The sequence below is a fragment of the Acinetobacter proteolyticus genome (assembly GCF_000367945.1).
Lineage (GTDB): Bacteria > Pseudomonadota > Gammaproteobacteria > Pseudomonadales > Moraxellaceae > Acinetobacter > Acinetobacter proteolyticus.
The window spans coordinates 2,965,937-2,982,961 of sequence record NZ_KB849179.1 but is presented as its reverse complement, the minus strand read 5'-3'; the positions used below and the strand labels follow the sequence as shown (position 1 = coordinate 2,982,961).

At 36.1% G+C, this 17,025-nt stretch carries 15 protein-coding genes; 11 read left to right on the top strand and 4 right to left on the bottom strand.

The features are described 5' to 3' along the window. The first annotated feature begins 5 nt into the window (after positions 1-5). Positions 6-1,556, top strand: a complete 1,551-nt coding sequence (murJ, locus tag F993_RS03215) for a murein biosynthesis integral membrane protein MurJ (protein WP_171066017.1) — start codon at positions 6-8, stop codon at positions 1,554-1,556. Between the two features lie 40 nt (positions 1,557-1,596). On the opposite strand, the gene F993_RS03220 is transcribed toward murJ, so the two are convergent. The 4 genes from F993_RS03220 to F993_RS03235 all read right to left on the bottom strand — a co-directional run bounded on the left by F993_RS03220 (position 1,597) and on the right by F993_RS03235 (position 6,555). After that, complete coding sequence (locus F993_RS03220) at positions 1,597-2,280, bottom strand: BamJ family beta-barrel-assembly machinery protein (protein WP_004656735.1); 684 nt, start codon at positions 2,278-2,280, stop codon at positions 1,597-1,599. A gap of 46 nt (positions 2,281-2,326) precedes the next feature. Beyond that, complete coding sequence (locus F993_RS03225) at positions 2,327-3,034, bottom strand: BamJ family beta-barrel-assembly machinery protein (protein WP_004656733.1); 708 nt, start codon at positions 3,032-3,034, stop codon at positions 2,327-2,329. A 206-nt stretch (positions 3,035-3,240) separates the two neighbouring features. After that, complete coding sequence (locus F993_RS03230) at positions 3,241-5,364, bottom strand: GNVR domain-containing protein (protein ID WP_004656731.1); 2,124 nt, start codon at positions 5,362-5,364, stop codon at positions 3,241-3,243. Between the two features lie 81 nt (positions 5,365-5,445). After that, a complete protein-coding gene (locus F993_RS03235) occupies positions 5,446-6,555 on the bottom strand; it encodes a polysaccharide biosynthesis/export family protein (RefSeq protein ID WP_004656729.1) in 1,110 nt (369 codons plus the stop codon). Between the two features lie 492 nt (positions 6,556-7,047). On the opposite strand from F993_RS03235, the gene rfbB reads away from it, so the two are divergent. From rfbB to wbjC, 10 genes are read left to right on the top strand one after another with little or no spacing between them, the layout of a single operon-like run. After that, positions 7,048-8,130: a dTDP-glucose 4,6-dehydratase gene (gene rfbB / locus F993_RS03240; protein ID WP_004656727.1), complete on the top strand. Its 1,083-nt coding sequence runs from the start codon at positions 7,048-7,050 to the stop codon at positions 8,128-8,130. Positions 8,131-8,142: 12 nt separating this feature from the next. Continuing rightward, entirely contained in the window at positions 8,143-9,051 is a 909-nt protein-coding gene (gene rfbD, locus F993_RS03245; protein ID WP_004656726.1) for a dTDP-4-dehydrorhamnose reductase, read from the top strand. Continuing rightward, positions 9,048-9,935, top strand: a complete 888-nt coding sequence (gene rfbA / locus F993_RS03250) for a glucose-1-phosphate thymidylyltransferase RfbA (protein ID WP_004656724.1) — start codon at positions 9,048-9,050, stop codon at positions 9,933-9,935. The genes rfbD and rfbA overlap by 4 nt, the downstream gene beginning before the upstream one ends. After that, complete coding sequence (gene rfbC / locus F993_RS03255; protein WP_004656723.1) at positions 9,936-10,496, top strand: dTDP-4-dehydrorhamnose 3,5-epimerase; 561 nt, start codon at positions 9,936-9,938, stop codon at positions 10,494-10,496. An 11-nt stretch (positions 10,497-10,507) separates the two neighbouring features. After that, positions 10,508-11,746 carry a flippase gene (locus F993_RS03260; RefSeq protein ID WP_004656721.1) on the top strand — a complete coding sequence of 413 codons (1,239 nt, stop codon included), beginning with the start codon at positions 10,508-10,510 and terminating at the stop codon, positions 11,744-11,746. Next, positions 11,743-12,651: a glycosyltransferase family 2 protein gene (locus F993_RS03265; RefSeq protein WP_004656718.1), complete on the top strand. Its 909-nt coding sequence runs from the start codon at positions 11,743-11,745 to the stop codon at positions 12,649-12,651. The genes F993_RS03260 and F993_RS03265 overlap by 4 nt, the downstream gene beginning before the upstream one ends. After that, complete coding sequence (locus F993_RS03270; protein ID WP_004656716.1) at positions 12,648-13,832, top strand: EpsG family protein; 1,185 nt, start codon at positions 12,648-12,650, stop codon at positions 13,830-13,832. The genes F993_RS03265 and F993_RS03270 overlap by 4 nt, the downstream gene beginning before the upstream one ends. 22 nt (positions 13,833-13,854) lie before the next feature. Then, positions 13,855-14,865 (top strand): glycosyltransferase, encoded by a 1,011-nt coding sequence (locus F993_RS03275; protein ID WP_004656714.1) that lies wholly within the window; start codon positions 13,855-13,857, stop codon positions 14,863-14,865. Between the two features lie 2 nt (positions 14,866-14,867). Beyond that, positions 14,868-15,905, top strand: a complete 1,038-nt coding sequence (locus F993_RS03280) for a polysaccharide biosynthesis protein (protein ID WP_004656713.1) — start codon at positions 14,868-14,870, stop codon at positions 15,903-15,905. Between the two features lies 1 nt (position 15,906). After that, a complete protein-coding gene (gene wbjC / locus F993_RS03285; RefSeq protein WP_004656711.1) occupies positions 15,907-17,019 on the top strand; it encodes a UDP-2-acetamido-2,6-beta-L-arabino-hexul-4-ose reductase in 1,113 nt (370 codons plus the stop codon). The last annotated feature ends 6 nt before the right edge of the window (positions 17,020-17,025 follow it).

Below are 17,025 nucleotides of genomic sequence, written 5' to 3'. Positions count from 1 at the left end.
CGTAGGTGAATGCGATGGCATTGTGGCGATCGACTGTAATTGTCAGTGCAATGACGATGTTATCTCGAGTATTGGGTTTAGTCCGTGATGTGGTGCTACTCAATGTATTTGGTGCAGGCAAGGACTTCGACACCTTCGTTGTTGCCTTTCGTATTCCCAACTTTTTCCGACGCTTATTTGCGGAAGGGGCTTTTTCCCAAGCCTTTATTCCTGTTCTGACCGAATATAAGACCAGCCGTGCCCATGCCGAAGTCCAGATTCTCATTAGTCGGGTGTTTGGCTGTTTGCTTACCGCGATGTCCTTATTGACCTTTGTGGCGATGGTGGCTGCGCCGGCGATTATTTATTTATATGCGCCGGGTTTCCATAACGATCCAGAGAAATTTGAGCTCGCGGTTGATATGTTCCGCCTGACCATTCCCTACTTAATGTTTATGTCATTGACGGCTTTTGCCAGCAGCATCTTAAACAGTTATGGTTCTTTTGCTTCACCTGCGTTTTCTCCAGTATTGCTCAATGTGGCGATGATTGCAGGAGCATGGTGGTTAACGCCGTATATGGCGGAACCGATTATGGCGCTGGGCTGGGCGGTGGTTGCGGCAGGTGTTTTACAGTTAGCGATTCAAATTCCTGAATTATGGAAAAAGAATTTACTAATTCCACCTAAGGTCGACTTCAAACATGAAGGTGTGGACCGTATTTTAAAACTGATGTTACCCGCTTTGTTTGGGGTATCGGTCACGCAGATTAACTTATTGCTCAACACCATTTGGGCATCATTTATGCAAGATGGTTCGGTGTCATGGTTATACAGTGCTGAGCGTATGACCGAGCTGCCATTGGGCCTTATTGGTGTTGCGATTGGTACGGTGATTTTACCTTCGCTGTCTGCGCGTCATGCCGAGCAAGATCAAGCCAAATTTAGAGGCATGATTGATTGGGCTGCGAAGATTATTATGCTGGTTGGTATTCCTGCCAGTATTGCGTTATTTATGTTATCGACACCGATTATTCAGGCCTTGTTTCAGCGCGGTGAATTTACCGTGGAAGATACGCGAATGACAGCCTTGGCGCTGCAATGTATGAGTGCAGGAGTGATCTCCTTTATGTTGATTAAAGTCTTCGCACCAGGCTTCTATGCGCAGCAAGATACCAAGACCCCAGTTCGTGTCGGCTTAATGGCGGTTGCAGCCAATGCTATTTTAAACGTGGTGTTTATTGGTTTGTTTAAATTGATTGATTGGCATGCCGAACATATGGCACTCGCCTTAGCATCTTCAGGTTCTGCTCTGGTGAATGCAGGAATGCTGTATTTCTATTTACATAAACGTGATATTTATCGTTTTGGTGCACACTGGAAGAAACTGGCATTTCAATATGCGGTTGCCAATATCGCCATGATTGCTGCACTTTGGTACGGTTTAACCTGGTATCAAGGCGATATTTCTCAATGGCTACGCATTGCCGAAGTAGCTGGCTTATGTGTGCTTGGTGTGGTTGCCTATGTGCTTGGTTTATTGCTGACAGGTTTCAGTCCTCGACATTTAAGAGCTTAAAATCATCAATAATAAAAACCCTCCGAATGGAGGGTTTTTATTATTGAACTTCAAGTAATTCAATATCAAATATTAACGTGCTATTGGGACCGATCGCATCGCCAGAACCGACATCCCCATAGGCGAGATTTGCGGGAATAAAGAAACGGCTTTTGCCACCTACTTTCATGGTTTGTACACCTTCGGTCCAACCGGCAATCACTTGGCTGAGTTTGAACTCAAGAGGATGATTACGTGCAATCGAACTGTCGAACACGGTACCATCGAGCAAACGGCCTTCATAGTTTACTTTAACCGTTGATGTCGCTTTTGGCGATTTACCTTGACCTTGCTGTAACACTTGATACTGTAGGCCTGACTTCGTGGTCACGATATCTGTTTTCTTGGCATTTTCAGCTAAAAAGGCTTTGCCAGCTTGATCATTTTTTTGTGCTTGTTCTTGAAACTCAACCAGTTGTTTGGCCTCTAGGCGCTTTTTATATTGATTCAGAACAGCGGCCATTTCTTCATCAGTTAATGAGGCTGCCTTCCCTTGAACTGCTTCTTGCAAACCTTGTACAAAGGTTTCGATATTTAAATCTTTTAAGGTTTCGGCATTGCCTCGACCCATGAGATAACCGTAGCTATAGCCCAATTGATCTTTTTGTGAACTCTTTTGTGTAATGGGTGCAGCCTGGACCGTTCCGATGGTGGCGGCAATTAAAATAAGACCTAATCTTTTCATTATTTCTTCCAAAAATAAAGGAGAGCACAAGCTCTCCTTAGATCACTTACTTAACAGCAATTAATTCTACATCAAAAATTAATGTACTATTCGGTGGGATCGACCCAGGAACACCTTGTTCACCGTAACCTAAGTTCGCTGGAATATAAAGTGTTGCCTTACCACCTTCTTTCATCAACTGTAAACCTTCAGTCCAACCAGGAATTACTTGATTCAATGGGAACTCAATTGGCTCACCGCGGTCATAAGAGCTGTCAAACACTTTACCGTCAGTCAGTTGGCCTTTGTAGTGGACTTTCACAACAGAGGTTGCAGCAGGTTGCTTACCTGTACCTTCTTTGATGATTTTATATTGTAAGCCTGAAGTCGTGGTTTTCACGCCTTCTTTCTTGGCATTTTCTGCTAAGAAACTATTGCTTGTTGCTTCAGCTTTTTTAGTCTCATTGACTTGTTTTTGTTGTAGTTCTTTTTGGAACTCAACATAAGCAGCTTGTAACTCTTCTTCGGTGTACGCTGCTGGTTTTTGTGCATGCGCATCACGGAAACCAGTAATAAATGCACTGGTTTCTAATTCAGGAGGCGTTTGTTTTGCAACTTCATAGCCTAATGCATAACTGATTTTTGCAACAGGTGCAGCATTTTTGTCAGCTTTGGCACCAAATTCAGTTGTTGGGTTTTTAGTAGCATAGTAAACAGGAACTAGCGCTGCACCGCCTAAAACGGCTGCGACAACGAAAGGTAAAGCTTTACTCATGAGATGTCCCAAAGTGAGATTTTAATAAAAAATATGGCATTGATCTTAGCATGTATAGGCTCAGGCATTGAATAATTAACAGCAAAAATGCATGGATTTTTTGTATGAGGATTGAGTTATTTGTTAAATCCATAAGTGTTCTTGTTGAAATAAAAAAACCAGAGAATTTATCGCCCTCTGGTTTCTTTTACTCAATAGCAGAGTAATTATTTGCTGGTCTGATATTGATACTGGGTAATTTGATAGCTTGGGATCTGATCTAGAATAAGACCATCAATTTCAAGCCCCGCATTCACAAAATAAGATTTTGCGAGCTCAATATCTTTAAGTTGCGTCTGACCATATTGCACTAAACAGAGATTAAAACCAGTAAATTGAGCAAGGTTCAAACTATCAGATGTTGCAAGTACGGGTGCAGAGCTGATCAGTATGTAATCATATTGGCTACTAATCTGTTGCATCAGTTGTTCAAAAATTGATTGATGCGAAGTAATAGAAGCCTCATCGCTGCTTTGCCCACGGCCAATCAGACTTAAATTTGGATAAGTCGTATTTACAATGATCTGATCTAAATTGGCTTGGCCACGTAAGTATTCAGATAAGCCCACTTTTGACGTGCTCTTGAAAAGCTGATCAAGTTCACCACGATAAAGGTCACTATCAATCACTAAGACTTTTTGCCCAGCTTGGCTGAGGTAAAGTGCTAAATGTTGCGCGATGATATCTTGGTTTTGATCAGGTGTAACACTTGTTATGAGTGCAACGTTATGTTGTTTTTGCTGTAACTTAAAACGCAAAGTTGGGATAAATGTCTTGAGTGCTTGTAACTCAGCAACAGCTTTCTTTTTTGCTTTAGGTAATTCAACGTAAGTGTTGATTCCAACAGCTTGTTCAATTTCATCGCGATGACGCACACCTGTTTGTAGCATGTTACGAATCAAGGCAATCAAGATGCCCACGAAACCGCCGACAAAAATGGAGAGGATTAAAATAATCAATTTACGTGGTTTGATGGGTTTAGTCGGTTCAACGGGATAATCTAAAACACGTAAATTCCCTGTTTCACCCGCTTTGGCTAAGCTTAAAGATTGGTATGTACCTAACAAATTAGTATATAGCTGAGTTTGTACCTGTACATCTCGGTAATATTGCAAATATTGGCTTTGTGTATTGGGCAATTTCTTTAATGCACTATTTAACTCATTAATTTTTTTATCAAATACACCAATTTGAGCATTAATCTCTTGCATCATTGGATGTTGTTGTGTGTATTGTGCTGCCAACTCTGCCTTTTTCTGTTCTAACTGAATTTTTTGTGTTTCAAGTTCTACGCTTTGCTTTAAATAAAGTCCTGCTTCTTGCTGAATATCAATCGTACCGTGAGTTTCTCGAAAGGCATTGAATTTTTGTTCAGTTTCTTCCAAATTATGTTTTAATTGTGGCAGTTGCTGGTTTAAAAAATCTAATGTTTTTGCTTTTTCTGCCGATTTAACAGCTAAGTTTTGATCTAAATAGGTCTGTAAAATATAATTTAATACATTGATTAGATGGGCTCTATCCGTACCATCATAACTAACAGAGATAATTCCTGTTTGCTTTGCAAGTTCAATGACTTTGAAGTCTAATAAAAAATATTTAAGAGCAGTAAGAATAGATTGTTTCTGAACAATATATTGTCCATCAAGAGCTTGTTTACTTGAAATATTGACTTTCCATAATTCGCTATTTGGATTTGTTTTTTGATTCAATTGACCTTTAAAAACCTCTACATCTGTTTGCTTTGAAGTAAGTGTAAATATTTGACCATTGAACGTTAAAATAAGATCTTTATCTAGGAACTTCTTAGGAATATCGAATTGTTGTATTGAAAAAGATTTGTTTCTATCTGAAATCTGAATTTCATTTTTTTTATAATAGGTGTGAAATTTATCTGTTGTAAAAGCTTCTTGCAAGAAAGACTGTTTCGGTGCAATGTGAATATTTAAATTTAAATCCTGAATTGTTTTCGCTAATACAGAACGAGACTGCAAAATCTCAATTTCCGTTTGAGTAGATTGCTGGCCATTCGCAAGACCGCCCAGATTGACTCCTGCTAAACTACCCAAAGAAGCAAGTTGAGAACTTAAGCCAGCTAGACCATTTTGTTTACTATCAATTACTTGAATTTTTGCATCAACAGAGTAAACCTTTTCTACAACACTTAAATAAATACCAGCACAAATTAAGGCAAGTACTATACAAAAGGCGATAAGTTTCCATTGTAAAATAATAGTGAAAAATAGTTCTCTGAGATCAATCGTGTCATCAGTCAGTTGTGTATTTGGGTTCATAAGTAAACAACTATTTAAAATTTTGGAAGAGCAATTTGCAAAGTCTTTAATATCTAAATCATTAATTTTATGGGTTCATGTTTATTTACCCAGTTGATCAAAACTGTAAAGCGCATTTGAAAATGGTATAACTTGGTTGACCATACGTTGCCAACGAGTTAAACCAGTTGCATCTATATAGACAATATCATTTTTTTGCATTGCAAATTGGTTAGCTAAAGCAAGATTACCGAGACTGCTTAAATTCAGTTGATAAATGGTTGAATGGCGATCTGTTAAATTAGTTCGCATGACGTAGATGCGAGCAGCGCTTGCGGTATAAGGATTAATTCCCTCACTTTCACCTAAAACATCACTTAAAGTCATACCCTGATCTCGTATAGTCAAAGCTTGACTACGGCTAGATTCACCCATGACATAAAGTTTCTGGTTTTGTTTGGTGTTAACAAAGATTGTATCATTTGGTTGGATTAACAATTTGTGCAGTGATAAGCCATTTTTTTCTAAGTCAACGAGATTCAAGTTATACGTGATACCCTGTCGAATGAGTTGTATCGAGGTATTATCACCTGTTTCAGGATTGACACCTCCAGCCATACCAAGGGCCGTGTATAAGCTAATTGGTTGATCATTCAGAGTATATTGTCCACTTTTCATCACTTGTCCATTGACGAAATAGCGGTTACCTTCATAGGATAAAACCCTAACGATAACATCGGGTGTTTTTAAATATTTTGCAAATTGAGTTCTTATATAACGATTTGTTTCTGCTAGAGTTTTTCCTGAAATATGCACTTGTCCAACCAACGGTAGCTGTATATTTCCATTGCTATCAATTGGATATCCAATCGCTAATGCTGATTGATTATTATTAACGGTATTATTGATTGGTGGTGTGATTTCAGGATAAGCCCATAATTGAATGGAGAGTACATCTCCCGCGTTTAAGCGATATTGATAGTGTGGTGTACTAAATAGAGCTGTAAAATTATTATGGGATTTGATAAAAGACTGTTGATGAAGTGTTGGTAGGGTGTCTTGTGTCAACTGTATAACGGTAATGTCCGCGCCCTGTTCAGTTCTAAAATTTCCTTCCTCCGGTAAATCATAGGTCTGAAGACCAGAAGTAATTGCACAACTTACAGTACTAATACTAATTGTAAGAATAGAAAATAGTTGGTAATACTTCACATCAAACCCTTGGATAATCTTATTTTTAATCAATATCTATTGTCTGATGTTAATACATCAATGGACAAAGGACGCTAAGTTGGAAAGATTTTATCCCAAAAGTTTAAAAAAACATAATAATCTTTTTGGGCGAAAATTAGTATTCGAAGAGCACTATGAACTTATTTCTAAAACAATTTTTAATGATTTTTTTAAGAAGTCAGCGTTGCTGAGAGAAGACCAAAATTTACAATAAAATCATTTAAATAAAATATGGCAAAGAGCTAACAAATTCATGAAAATTGTTATATTATGCCGCATAATATTCTATTGTTAAGTTTGAAGATTTTATTTTATTCCCTTTTTTTCAATAAGCTATGAAAGAATAGGGTTGCAAAAGACTCTGGTGGGTATTTTGCAAACAATTCTGTTGAGTTGTTCAATGATACTTTAAGTTTGATGTGGATATTTTAAGTTAGATAGAGTCTACTCAATGTAGTTTAGTGGAAAAATATGAAAATATTATTAACTGGTGGTGCTGGATTTATTGGTTCTGCTGTAGTACGCCATATTATAAAAACAACAGATGATACAGTTTTAAATATAGATAAATTAACCTATGCTGGTAATTTAGAGTCATTAAAAGAAGTTGATGGGAACTCTCGTTATCAATTTCAGCAAGTTGATATATGTGATGTTTTAAAATTAGAAGAAGTCTTTACACAGTTCCAACCTGATGTTGTGATGCACCTTGCGGCAGAATCTCATGTCGATCGTTCTATTGATGGGCCAAGTACCTTCATTCAAACCAATATTGTGGGAACATACTCATTACTAGAAGTGGCGCGAAAATATTGGCAGGCATTAGAGGAGCCTAAAAAACGAACTTTCCGCTTTCATCATATTTCTACTGATGAAGTATATGGTGATTTAGAAGGTACAACTGATCTATTTACAGAAACAACACCTTATGCCCCAAGCTCTCCTTACTCTGCAAGTAAGGCAAGTTCAGACCATCTGGTACGTGCTTGGCACCGAACTTATGGATTGCCTGTTATTTTAACCAATTGTTCTAATAACTATGGCCCGTTTCATTTTCCTGAAAAATTGATTCCACTAATTATTTTAAATGCCTTGAATGGTAAAGCTCTACCCGTTTATGGGAATGGGCATCAAATTCGCGACTGGTTATATGTTGAAGATCACGCTCGTGCACTTTATAAGGTTGTTACTGAAGCTTCTATAGGTGAAACTTATAATATTGGTGGGCATAACGAACAAAAGAATATAGATGTTGTTAAAGCAATTTGTGAGCTATTAGAAGAGATGGCCCCAAATAAGCCAGAAAATGTAACACGTTACCAAGATCTTATTACCTATGTTACAGATCGCCCTGGCCATGATCTAAGATATGCGATTGATGCAACTAAGATTCAAAAAGATTTAGGCTGGAGTCCTGAGGAGACTTTTGAAACTGGCTTAAGAAAAACAGTAGAGTGGTATTTAAATAATCAAGAATGGGTGCAGCATATTCAAAGTGGTGAGTATCAAAACTGGATAAAACAACAGTATCAGACTGCAGAAAAAATCAATTAAGTTGTTAATATCATGAAAATCTTGTTGCTAGGAAAAAATGGCCAAGTTGGATGGGAACTACAGCGTTCTCTTCAACCCCTTGGTGAAGTAATTGCTTTAGATCGGCAGCACAACGTGGATGGATGGAAAGGTGATGTTTCAGATTTTGCGGCAATATCACAACTTTTTGAACAAATTCGTCCAGACATTGTAGTGAATGCAACCGCTTATACGGCAGTTGATAAGGCAGAATCAGAGCTAGCCCAAGCGAGCTTGATTAATTATTTGGCTGTGAAGCATTTAGCTGAAGAATGTAGGAAATATCAATCACTTTTAATACATTATTCTACAGATTATGTTTTTAATGGAGAAGGAGTTCAGGCGTGGAAAGAAAACGATCAGACGTCTCCTGTTAACTCTTATGGTAAAACAAAACGTGATGGTGAAATTGCCCTAGAACAGAGCGGAGCTAGATTTATTAATTTTCGTACCTGTTGGGTTTATGCTACACATGGTCAAAATTTTATTAAAACGATGCTCAAACTTGGTCAAATAAAAGATGAATTAAATGTCATTAATGATCAAATTGGTACTCCAACAGGAGCTGCTTTAATTGCAGATGTTACAGCTCAAGCCATTCGTTATTATTTATTTCAGTCCCGTGAGCAAAAAAAGTTACTCGAAGGTCATTACCATTTAGCCTCAGATGGAGAAACGACTTGGTTTGATTATGCTCAATTTATTTTTACTTTAGCAACTGAACATGGATATGAGCTTGCATTAAAAAAAGTCTATCCTATAGAAACTAAAGACTATCCAACACCTGCTAAGCGACCATTAAACTCAAGATTAAATACTGAAAAGCTGAAACAAAATTTTAAAATACATTTACCCCATTGGCAACAAGGTGTCAGACAGGTATTGAAGGAGCTGTTTTCATGAGTCAAAAGCAACAACGTAAAGGTATTATTCTTGCGGGCGGTTCAGGAACTCGGTTGCATCCTATCACTAAAGGCGTATCGAAGCAGCTTTTACCCATTTATGATAAGCCAATGATATATTACCCATTGTCAGTCCTTATGTTAGCTGGCATTCGGGAGATTCTAATTATTTCTACTCCTGAAGATTTACCAAACTTTGAGAAGTTGTTGGGGGATGGCTCGCAATTTGGTATTGACCTACAATATAAAGTTCAACCTTCTCCAGATGGCTTAGCTCAAGCTTTTTTGATCGGTGCTGAGTTTATTGGTAATTCTGATGTGTGCTTAATTCTTGGAGATAATATTTATTATGGTCAAAGTTTTAGTAAGCAGCTCGAATTAGCGAATAGTCGAGAGGTAGGAGCAACTGTTTTTGGTTACCATGTAACCGATCCAGAACGCTTTGGTGTTGTCGAATTCGATTCACAAGGAAAAGTACTAAGTATCGAAGAGAAACCTCAAAAGCCGAAATCACAATATGCTGTTACTGGACTGTATTTCTACGATAATCGGGTGGTTGAGTTTGCGAAGCAAGTTAAACCTTCAGCTCGAGGAGAGCTTGAAATAACAGATATTAACAATGCCTATCTTGAAGATGGCTCTTTAAATGTTGAGCTGCTGGGTCGAGGTTTCGCATGGTTAGATACGGGAACACATGAATCTTTGCTAGAAGCAGGTCAGTTTGTATATACATTAGAAAAACGACAGTCTTTAAAAGTGGCTTGTCTTGAGGAAATTGGCTTCCATCAAGGGTGGATTACTCCCCAGCAGTTAAAAATTTCAGCAGATAAGCTTAAAAAAACAGAATATGGTCAATATCTCTTCAAGTTGCTGGATGAAAATTAAGTGAAAGTAGAAAAGACGAAAATAGATGGGCTATTGATTATTGAACCGACTGTATTTGGGGATGATCGAGGTTGGTTTATGGAAAGTTATAACCATCTAAAATTTGCCCAAGAGTTAGAGAGACTGTCTTTACCAGTACCGACTTTTGTACAAGATAACCATTCGTTCTCCCAAAGAGGCGTATTAAGAGGATTACATTTTCAAAAGCAACCTTTTGCACAAGGAAAATTAGTCAGAGTTGTTCAAGGAAAAGCATGGGACGTAGCTGTTGATTTAAGACCTCACTCTAAAAGTTATGGTGAATGGGTTGGAATTGAGTTGTCAGCACAGAATAAAAAAATGTTTTGGATACCTGAAGGCTTTGCTCATGGCTTTGTTGCTTTAGAGGACAATACTCAATTCCTATATAAGGCAACAAATTACTATAACAAGCAAAGTGAGGAGTCAATCATCTGGAATGATCCAACTTTAGCGATTGAATGGCCGATTAATCTTAATGAAATTTCATTATCAGAAAAAGATAGTGAAGCTACATTATTTATTGACTATCAACCTGTTTAAAGCTTTAACCAATGAGCTTGATCAAAAATAGTATTTATAATATTGCAGGTTTTGCAATTCCCACAATAATTGCAATTCCTGCATTGGGCGTTTTAGCACGTCAGTTAGGGCTTGAAAATTTTGGACTTTTCACTCTGGCTTTTGCTGTCGTTGGTTATGCGAGTATTTTTGATGGAGGTTTAACTAGGGCTGTTATTCGAGAAATAGCAATTTTTAGAGATGACTTGGAAAAACAGAAACAAATATTTTCCACTGCAAGCATAGTTGTATTAATACTCGGGCTAATAGCATCATGTATTTTGTATTTTGGTGCTACATCATTAATTGAGCTATTAAAAGTATCAGACGGAAATTTGATTGATGCAAAAGTAGCTTTTCAGTTGCTTGCTTTTATTATGCCTATTTACCTACTAAATCAAATTTGGTTAGCTTATTTAGAAGGTTTGGAAAAATTTGGCAATATAAATATTCAAAGGACAATAAGTAGTTCAGTGCTGGCTTTATTACCTTTAATCTTCTGCTTGATTGATGCAACCCTTGTAAATGCGATTTGGGGCTTAGTAATTGGACGAATATTCTCGCTTTTATTAACATTTTTTGTGTGTAAAAAAATTATTATAAACAGTGGTTTAGGTTTTTATAAACCTGTTTTTAAAAGGCTAGTTGCATTTGGTGGATGGCTAACTCTAAGTAATATTATTAGCCCAATTATGGTGTATTTTGACCGATTTGTTATTTCAAACATAATGGGGGCGTCAAAAATAGCCTTCTATACGGCACCAGCAGAGGGTGTTGCGAGGCTTGGGAATATTCCCTTTGCTTTAGCAAGAGCGCTTTTCCCGAAATTAAGTAATAGCCAAGACCCGGTCGAAAAGAAACGGTTAGAGCAACAAAGCTATTTTTTAGTTAGTCTTGTATGTTTACCGATCGTTATTTTAGGTATTCTACTATCAGATTTTATCATGGCGATATGGATGGGAGCGGAATATGCTGGTACTTCAGCAAACGTTTTTAAAATATTGTTAATCGGTTTTTTATTTAATGCGTTGGCCCAGATTCCTTATGCATTGCTTCAATCACAGGGTAAAGCAAAAACTACGGCATTAGTGCACCTTTCAGAGGTGTTGCCTTATTTATTGTTATTGTTCTTTTTGACGTTCCATTATGGTGTTATTGGTACAGCCATTGCATGGTCTGTGAGAACCTTTATTGATTTAATTATCTTATTTATTTTGTCGAGAAAAAGATGAAGCAAGTTGATATTGCCATGGCAACTTATAATGGCGAAAAGTATATAGAAGAGCAAATTAGATCAATACAGCAGCAGACATATACGAATTGGACTCTATGTATCAGTGATGATGGATCAAGTGATCAGACTGTAAGTTTGATTAAACAAATCATGGAAAGTGATTCACGTATAAAACTTGTCAATACAAATAGACAAGGAGGAGTCATACAAAACTTTAATGCAGCGTTGAGTCAAACAACAGCAGATTATATTCTGCTGTGTGATCAAGATGACATTTGGCCCAAGGAAAGATTGGCTACTTTAGTCCTTAAGATAGAAAATATTGAATGTAAAGATCCGTCAAAAGCAATCTTGGTTTTTACTGATCTTGAATTAATTGATGATCAAGGCAATAGACTTGCGCAAAGTTTTTATGAGGCAAATAGTTTAAGTCCAGCGGAGAATATGATAGATCATAATCTTCTCTGGCAATCAACCGTTTATGGTTGTACAACGATCATGAATAGAAATCTGCTAAACATTAGCTTACCTATACCTGAATATGCACTTATGCATGACCAATGGTTGGCTTTGAATGCAGTCCAAAATGATAGCCTTTATTATCATGATATTAAGTCAATTCGGTATAGACAGCATAGTGAAAATGTTGTAGGAGGAGCAAATCATGGTTTTTTTGGGAAATTTTATAATTTCAAACGGAACTTAAATAACATAAAGAAAAGTGTTGCGAAGATTAAGTTGATATTAAAAAATCATCCTAACCTATATGCAGATCAGAATGGCTTGAATCATTTAAGCAGTTTTAGGAGTTTTGCTATTAGAGAAATATTTCCTAAGATATTTACAGGTTCGAAAAAAATACAAAATCTATTTATTTTTTTAGGATTTGTTTTTAAAAAATGATTTATATTACTTATTTCTTATTGGCAACTATAATAAGCTTTTTTGTTTCTTCCAGAAAGCAAGCACTATCATTTGTTGTATTTTTAACATTCTCTTTTCTAGCATTTAGCTATCCAGCAGGTGGAGACTGGGTGGGTTATTTTGGTAATTATGATTGCCTAGTAAATAACAAATGCTATTCTGGATTTGTCGAATTTGAAGTTGGTTATGAATTTTTAGTCAAAACAATTGGGCAATTAGGGTTTCAACCTCTTCTTATATTTATAGCATTCCTTAATTTAATATTTATCTCTTCTTTTGCAAAAAAATTTGAAAATAGCGCTTTGATAGTGTTGTTTATTATGTGTGTATTCCTGTGGTCTTTATATATGGAGGCTATTAGGCAGTCTATAGCAATTTCATTGGTTTTATGGGGGATTTATGTATTATATTTGGGTAAGTTAAAGGAATTTATATTAATTGTTTTTCTATCCTCTTTATTTCATATTACCGCACTAATCACTCTGTTATTTGCTCTTCCTTATTTCTCTAAAAGGCTAAGTAAATTGGTAGCTTGGGGGATTGTTGGCATTAGTTTTATTTTTGTTTCTATGCCCACTCAATTTTTACAACTACTTTTACTCGTACTGCCCTTAGATTCAATGGCAGGAGCTAAGCTTAATTTTTATCTATCTTCTGATGCTTATAAGCCTCAACTTTCAATAGGAATTGGGACAATCCTAGATGTGCTATTGATTGGGTTAATCATTGTTAGCTTTAGAAGAGTAAGACTTTATAAACTTTATAATGATATTAGATTTCATCATGTTGTTTATTTAGGAGTCGCACTTTATTTAGCATTTGGGGTTTTTATTGGGAAAATGATGCCTGTTTTTACCCGTATAGGGTGGTATGGCTACCCACTAATTATAATTTTATTATATACAAATATTGGTAATTCAATGTTTTATAGAAAAAGTAGAGTAGGTTTTAAATATGATTTAAGAGTAACTTTAGTTTGTATGTATTTTTTACTGCAAACAATTCGACCGTTTACATATGATTATAATAATTTTGGTATTATGAATCAAGAAACAATTATACAGAATATTAATAACTTGGATGATGCTTCATTAAGAATTGCAGCAAGAGAAAAGTGCTTGGCTTTAACTCGATTAGGTTATGGTTATCTTTGTGATTGATTTAAGGTGTCAGAGAATTTAAATGATTTTAATTGATAGTGTTTATATAAATGATGGTGGTGGTCTGGTACTATTAAAGTATCTGGTTGATGTGTTGGGGAAAACTGAGCTGTCAATTTTTTATCTTTTTGATGAACGAACAAAAGATATTTTTAAGGATGTAAACTCTAGTAAACTTTTTGTTGAAAATAAAATTTCAAAAAGAAAAAAATTTTATGATTTAAATAAAAATAAATTTTCTTCAGTATTATGCTTTGGTAATGTTCCGCCCCCTATCAAGCTTGAAATTCCAGTAATGGTATACTTTCATCAACCGCTCTTCTTGAAAATACCATCAGAATTTTCTTTGAAAAATAAGGTGATTTATGGTGTAAAGCAGCTTGTCTTAAATTATTATAAAAATAATGCGACAATTTGGTTGACACAAAGTAAATATATTCAGGAAAACTTGGCAAGAAAATATTTTTCAGGGAGTGTTGAAAAAATAAAAGTAATGCCATTTTATCCACCAATAGATTGTTCCGAAAAGGAAATTATCAGGGAAAAAGCAAATTTTATTTATGTAAGTAATGCGGCCCCTCATAAAAATCATAGAAATCTAATTCTGGCTTTTTGTGCTGCCTATGACAAAATTGGTAAGGGTACTTTAACAGTCACTGTCCCATCAACAGCCGTTGAAGTTTGTAAATTGATAGATGAAAAAATTGATCAGGGTTACCCTATTGAAAATATAGGTTTTATTGATAGAAAAGCTTTGGTGGATCTTTACCTTTCTTCGGAGTATCTGATTTTTCCTTCTTTGGCGGAAAGCTTTGGTTTAGGTTTGGCCGAAGCAATTGATGCGGGCTGTAAAGTTATTGCATCAGATTTAGCTTATACCTACCAAGTGTGCAATCCATCTTTAACCTTTAATCCTTATATTATTCAGGATATGGAAGCTGCTATAATAACGGCGGTTACGGAAGATCTACCATCTTCCCAAAAAAATATCTCAAATGATATTGAACAACTCATTTCTATTTTGTCGGGCTAAATATGCGATTCGCTGAGAAAACGTTATTAATTACAGGTGGTACAGGTTCATTTGGTAATGCTGTACTTAAGCGATTTTTAGACAGTGATTTTAAGGAAATCCGTATTTTTAGTCGCGATGAAAAAAAACAAGATGATATGCGAAAAAAATATCAATCTAGTAAGCTTAAATTCTATATTGGTGATGTTCGTGATTTTAATTCGGTACTGAATGTAACTCGCGGAGTTGATTATATTTTTCATGCAGCGGCTTTAAAACAAGTTCCTTCTTGTGAATTCTATCCTTTGGAAGCTGTAAAAACTAATGTATTAGGGACAGAAAACTTATTAGAAGCGTCAATTCAAAATAAAGTTACACGTGTAGTATGTTTAAGCACGGACAAAGCCGTATACCCTATCAATGCAATGGGAATTTCCAAAGCGATGATGGAGAAGGTTATGGTCGCTAAATCGCGTAATCTTGAAAATACAAATACTGTAATTTGTGGTACGCGTTATGGGAATGTCATGGCATCTCGTGGTTCAGTCATACCATTATTTGTTGATCAGATTAGAGCAGATAAAGCAATTACAATTACTGATCCGAATATGACTCGTTTTATGATGACGCTTGAAGATGCTGTTGATTTAGTTTTATACGCATTTGAGCATGGGCAAAATGGCGATATTTTTGTACAGAAAGCTCCAGCAGCAAGCATCGATACCTTAGCTAAAGCTATTACACAAATGCTTGAAAAACCTGATCATGTTATTAATGTGATTGGTACTAGACATGGTGAGAAAGCTTTTGAAGCGCTTTTAAGCCGTGAGGAAAAAGCTTGTGCTGAAGATTTAGGTGATTATTTCCGAGTCCCTGCCGACCAGCGTGATTTAAACTATGAAAAGTACATTGAGAATGGAAATATTGAGGTTGTAGAGTATGAAGATTATAACTCTCATAATACTACACGACTTGATGTCGAGGGTATGAAAAAGCTACTGCTTAAGTTAGAGTTTATTCGTGATTTAACTCATGGCATTTACAAATCTCCAGAGGTTTAAGATGAAAGTTTTAATTACTGGGGCAAATGGTTTTGTTGCGAAAAATTTAATTCAATATTTATCTGAAAAAGAAAATATTGAAGTGTTGAAGTGTTACCGTGGCACTACAGAACAAGAATTAGAAAAATTAGTTTTAGCTGCTGAGTGGATTGTGCATTTAGCAGGGGTGAATCGACCTCTAGATGACTCGGATTTCATTGAAGGTAATGTATCGTTAACACAAAAAATTTGTAATATTTTATCTTTAAATAAGAAAAAAACACCCATAATTTTATCTTCTTCAATTCAGGCCGAGTTAGATAATAGTTATGGGAAAAGTAAGCTTGGGGGAGAGCAAGCCCTTATAAAATTAAGCCAAGAGAATGCCAATCCAATTTATATCTCACGGATGGTAAACATTTTTGGTAAGTGGTCTAAACCGAATTATAATTCTGCTGTGGCAACTTTTTGCTATAACATTGCGAATGAGTTGCCAATTCAAATCAATGACGAGAATGCGATTATTCGTTTAGTTTATATTGATGATGTTGTTGAAACTATTTGGGATATTTTAAATAATAAATACCCTAAAAATGAGCCTTTTAAGGTTCAGCCAGAATATCAAATTACGGTTGGACAACTTGCTGAGACACTTCGTAAATTTAAAGCTTCGAGAGAAACCTTAATTACAGAACCTGTTGGAACCGGCTTGGTACGTGCACTATATTCTACTTATTTGAGCTTTTTAAACCCTAAGCAATTTGATTATTTCGTGCCTAAGTACGGAGATGATCGTGGGGTTTTTGTAGAAATGTTAAAAACGCCAGATGCAGGGCAATTCTCTTATTTCACAGCACATCCAGGCATTACGCGAGGTGGGCATTATCACCATACCAAAACCGAAAAATTTTTGGTAATTAAAGGAAAGGCTTTATTTAAGTTTAAACATGTCGTTACTGGTGAATTTTACGAACTAGAAACCTCAGGTGATGAACCAAGAATAGTTGAAACAGTACCCGGTTGGACTCATGACATTACTAATATTGGTGATGATGAAATGGTCGTTATGCTATGGGCGAATGAAATATTTGATCGTTCAAAACCAGATACTTATGCGATGCCACTTTCAAATTAAAGAGTT

Coding starts and splice junctions, on each gene's coding strand:
- F993_RS03220 (WP_004656735.1), bottom strand. CDS start 2,280: ATGAAAAGATTAGGTCTTATTTTAATTGCCGCCACCATCGGAACGGTC.
- F993_RS03225 (WP_004656733.1), bottom strand. CDS start 3,034: ATGAGTAAAGCTTTACCTTTCGTTGTCGCAGCCGTTTTAGGCGGTGCA.
- F993_RS03230 (WP_004656731.1), bottom strand. CDS start 5,364: ATGAACCCAAATACACAACTGACTGATGACACGATTGATCTCAGAGAA.
- rfbB (WP_004656727.1), top strand. CDS start 7,048: ATGAAAATATTATTAACTGGTGGTGCTGGATTTATTGGTTCTGCTGTA.
- rfbD (WP_004656726.1), top strand. CDS start 8,143: ATGAAAATCTTGTTGCTAGGAAAAAATGGCCAAGTTGGATGGGAACTA.
- rfbA (WP_004656724.1), top strand. CDS start 9,048: ATGAGTCAAAAGCAACAACGTAAAGGTATTATTCTTGCGGGCGGTTCA.
- F993_RS03260 (WP_004656721.1), top strand. CDS start 10,508: ATGAGCTTGATCAAAAATAGTATTTATAATATTGCAGGTTTTGCAATT.
- F993_RS03265 (WP_004656718.1), top strand. CDS start 11,743: ATGAAGCAAGTTGATATTGCCATGGCAACTTATAATGGCGAAAAGTAT.
- F993_RS03270 (WP_004656716.1), top strand. CDS start 12,648: ATGATTTATATTACTTATTTCTTATTGGCAACTATAATAAGCTTTTTT.
- F993_RS03275 (WP_004656714.1), top strand. CDS start 13,855: ATGATTTTAATTGATAGTGTTTATATAAATGATGGTGGTGGTCTGGTA.
- F993_RS03280 (WP_004656713.1), top strand. CDS start 14,868: ATGCGATTCGCTGAGAAAACGTTATTAATTACAGGTGGTACAGGTTCA.
- wbjC (WP_004656711.1), top strand. CDS start 15,907: ATGAAAGTTTTAATTACTGGGGCAAATGGTTTTGTTGCGAAAAATTTA.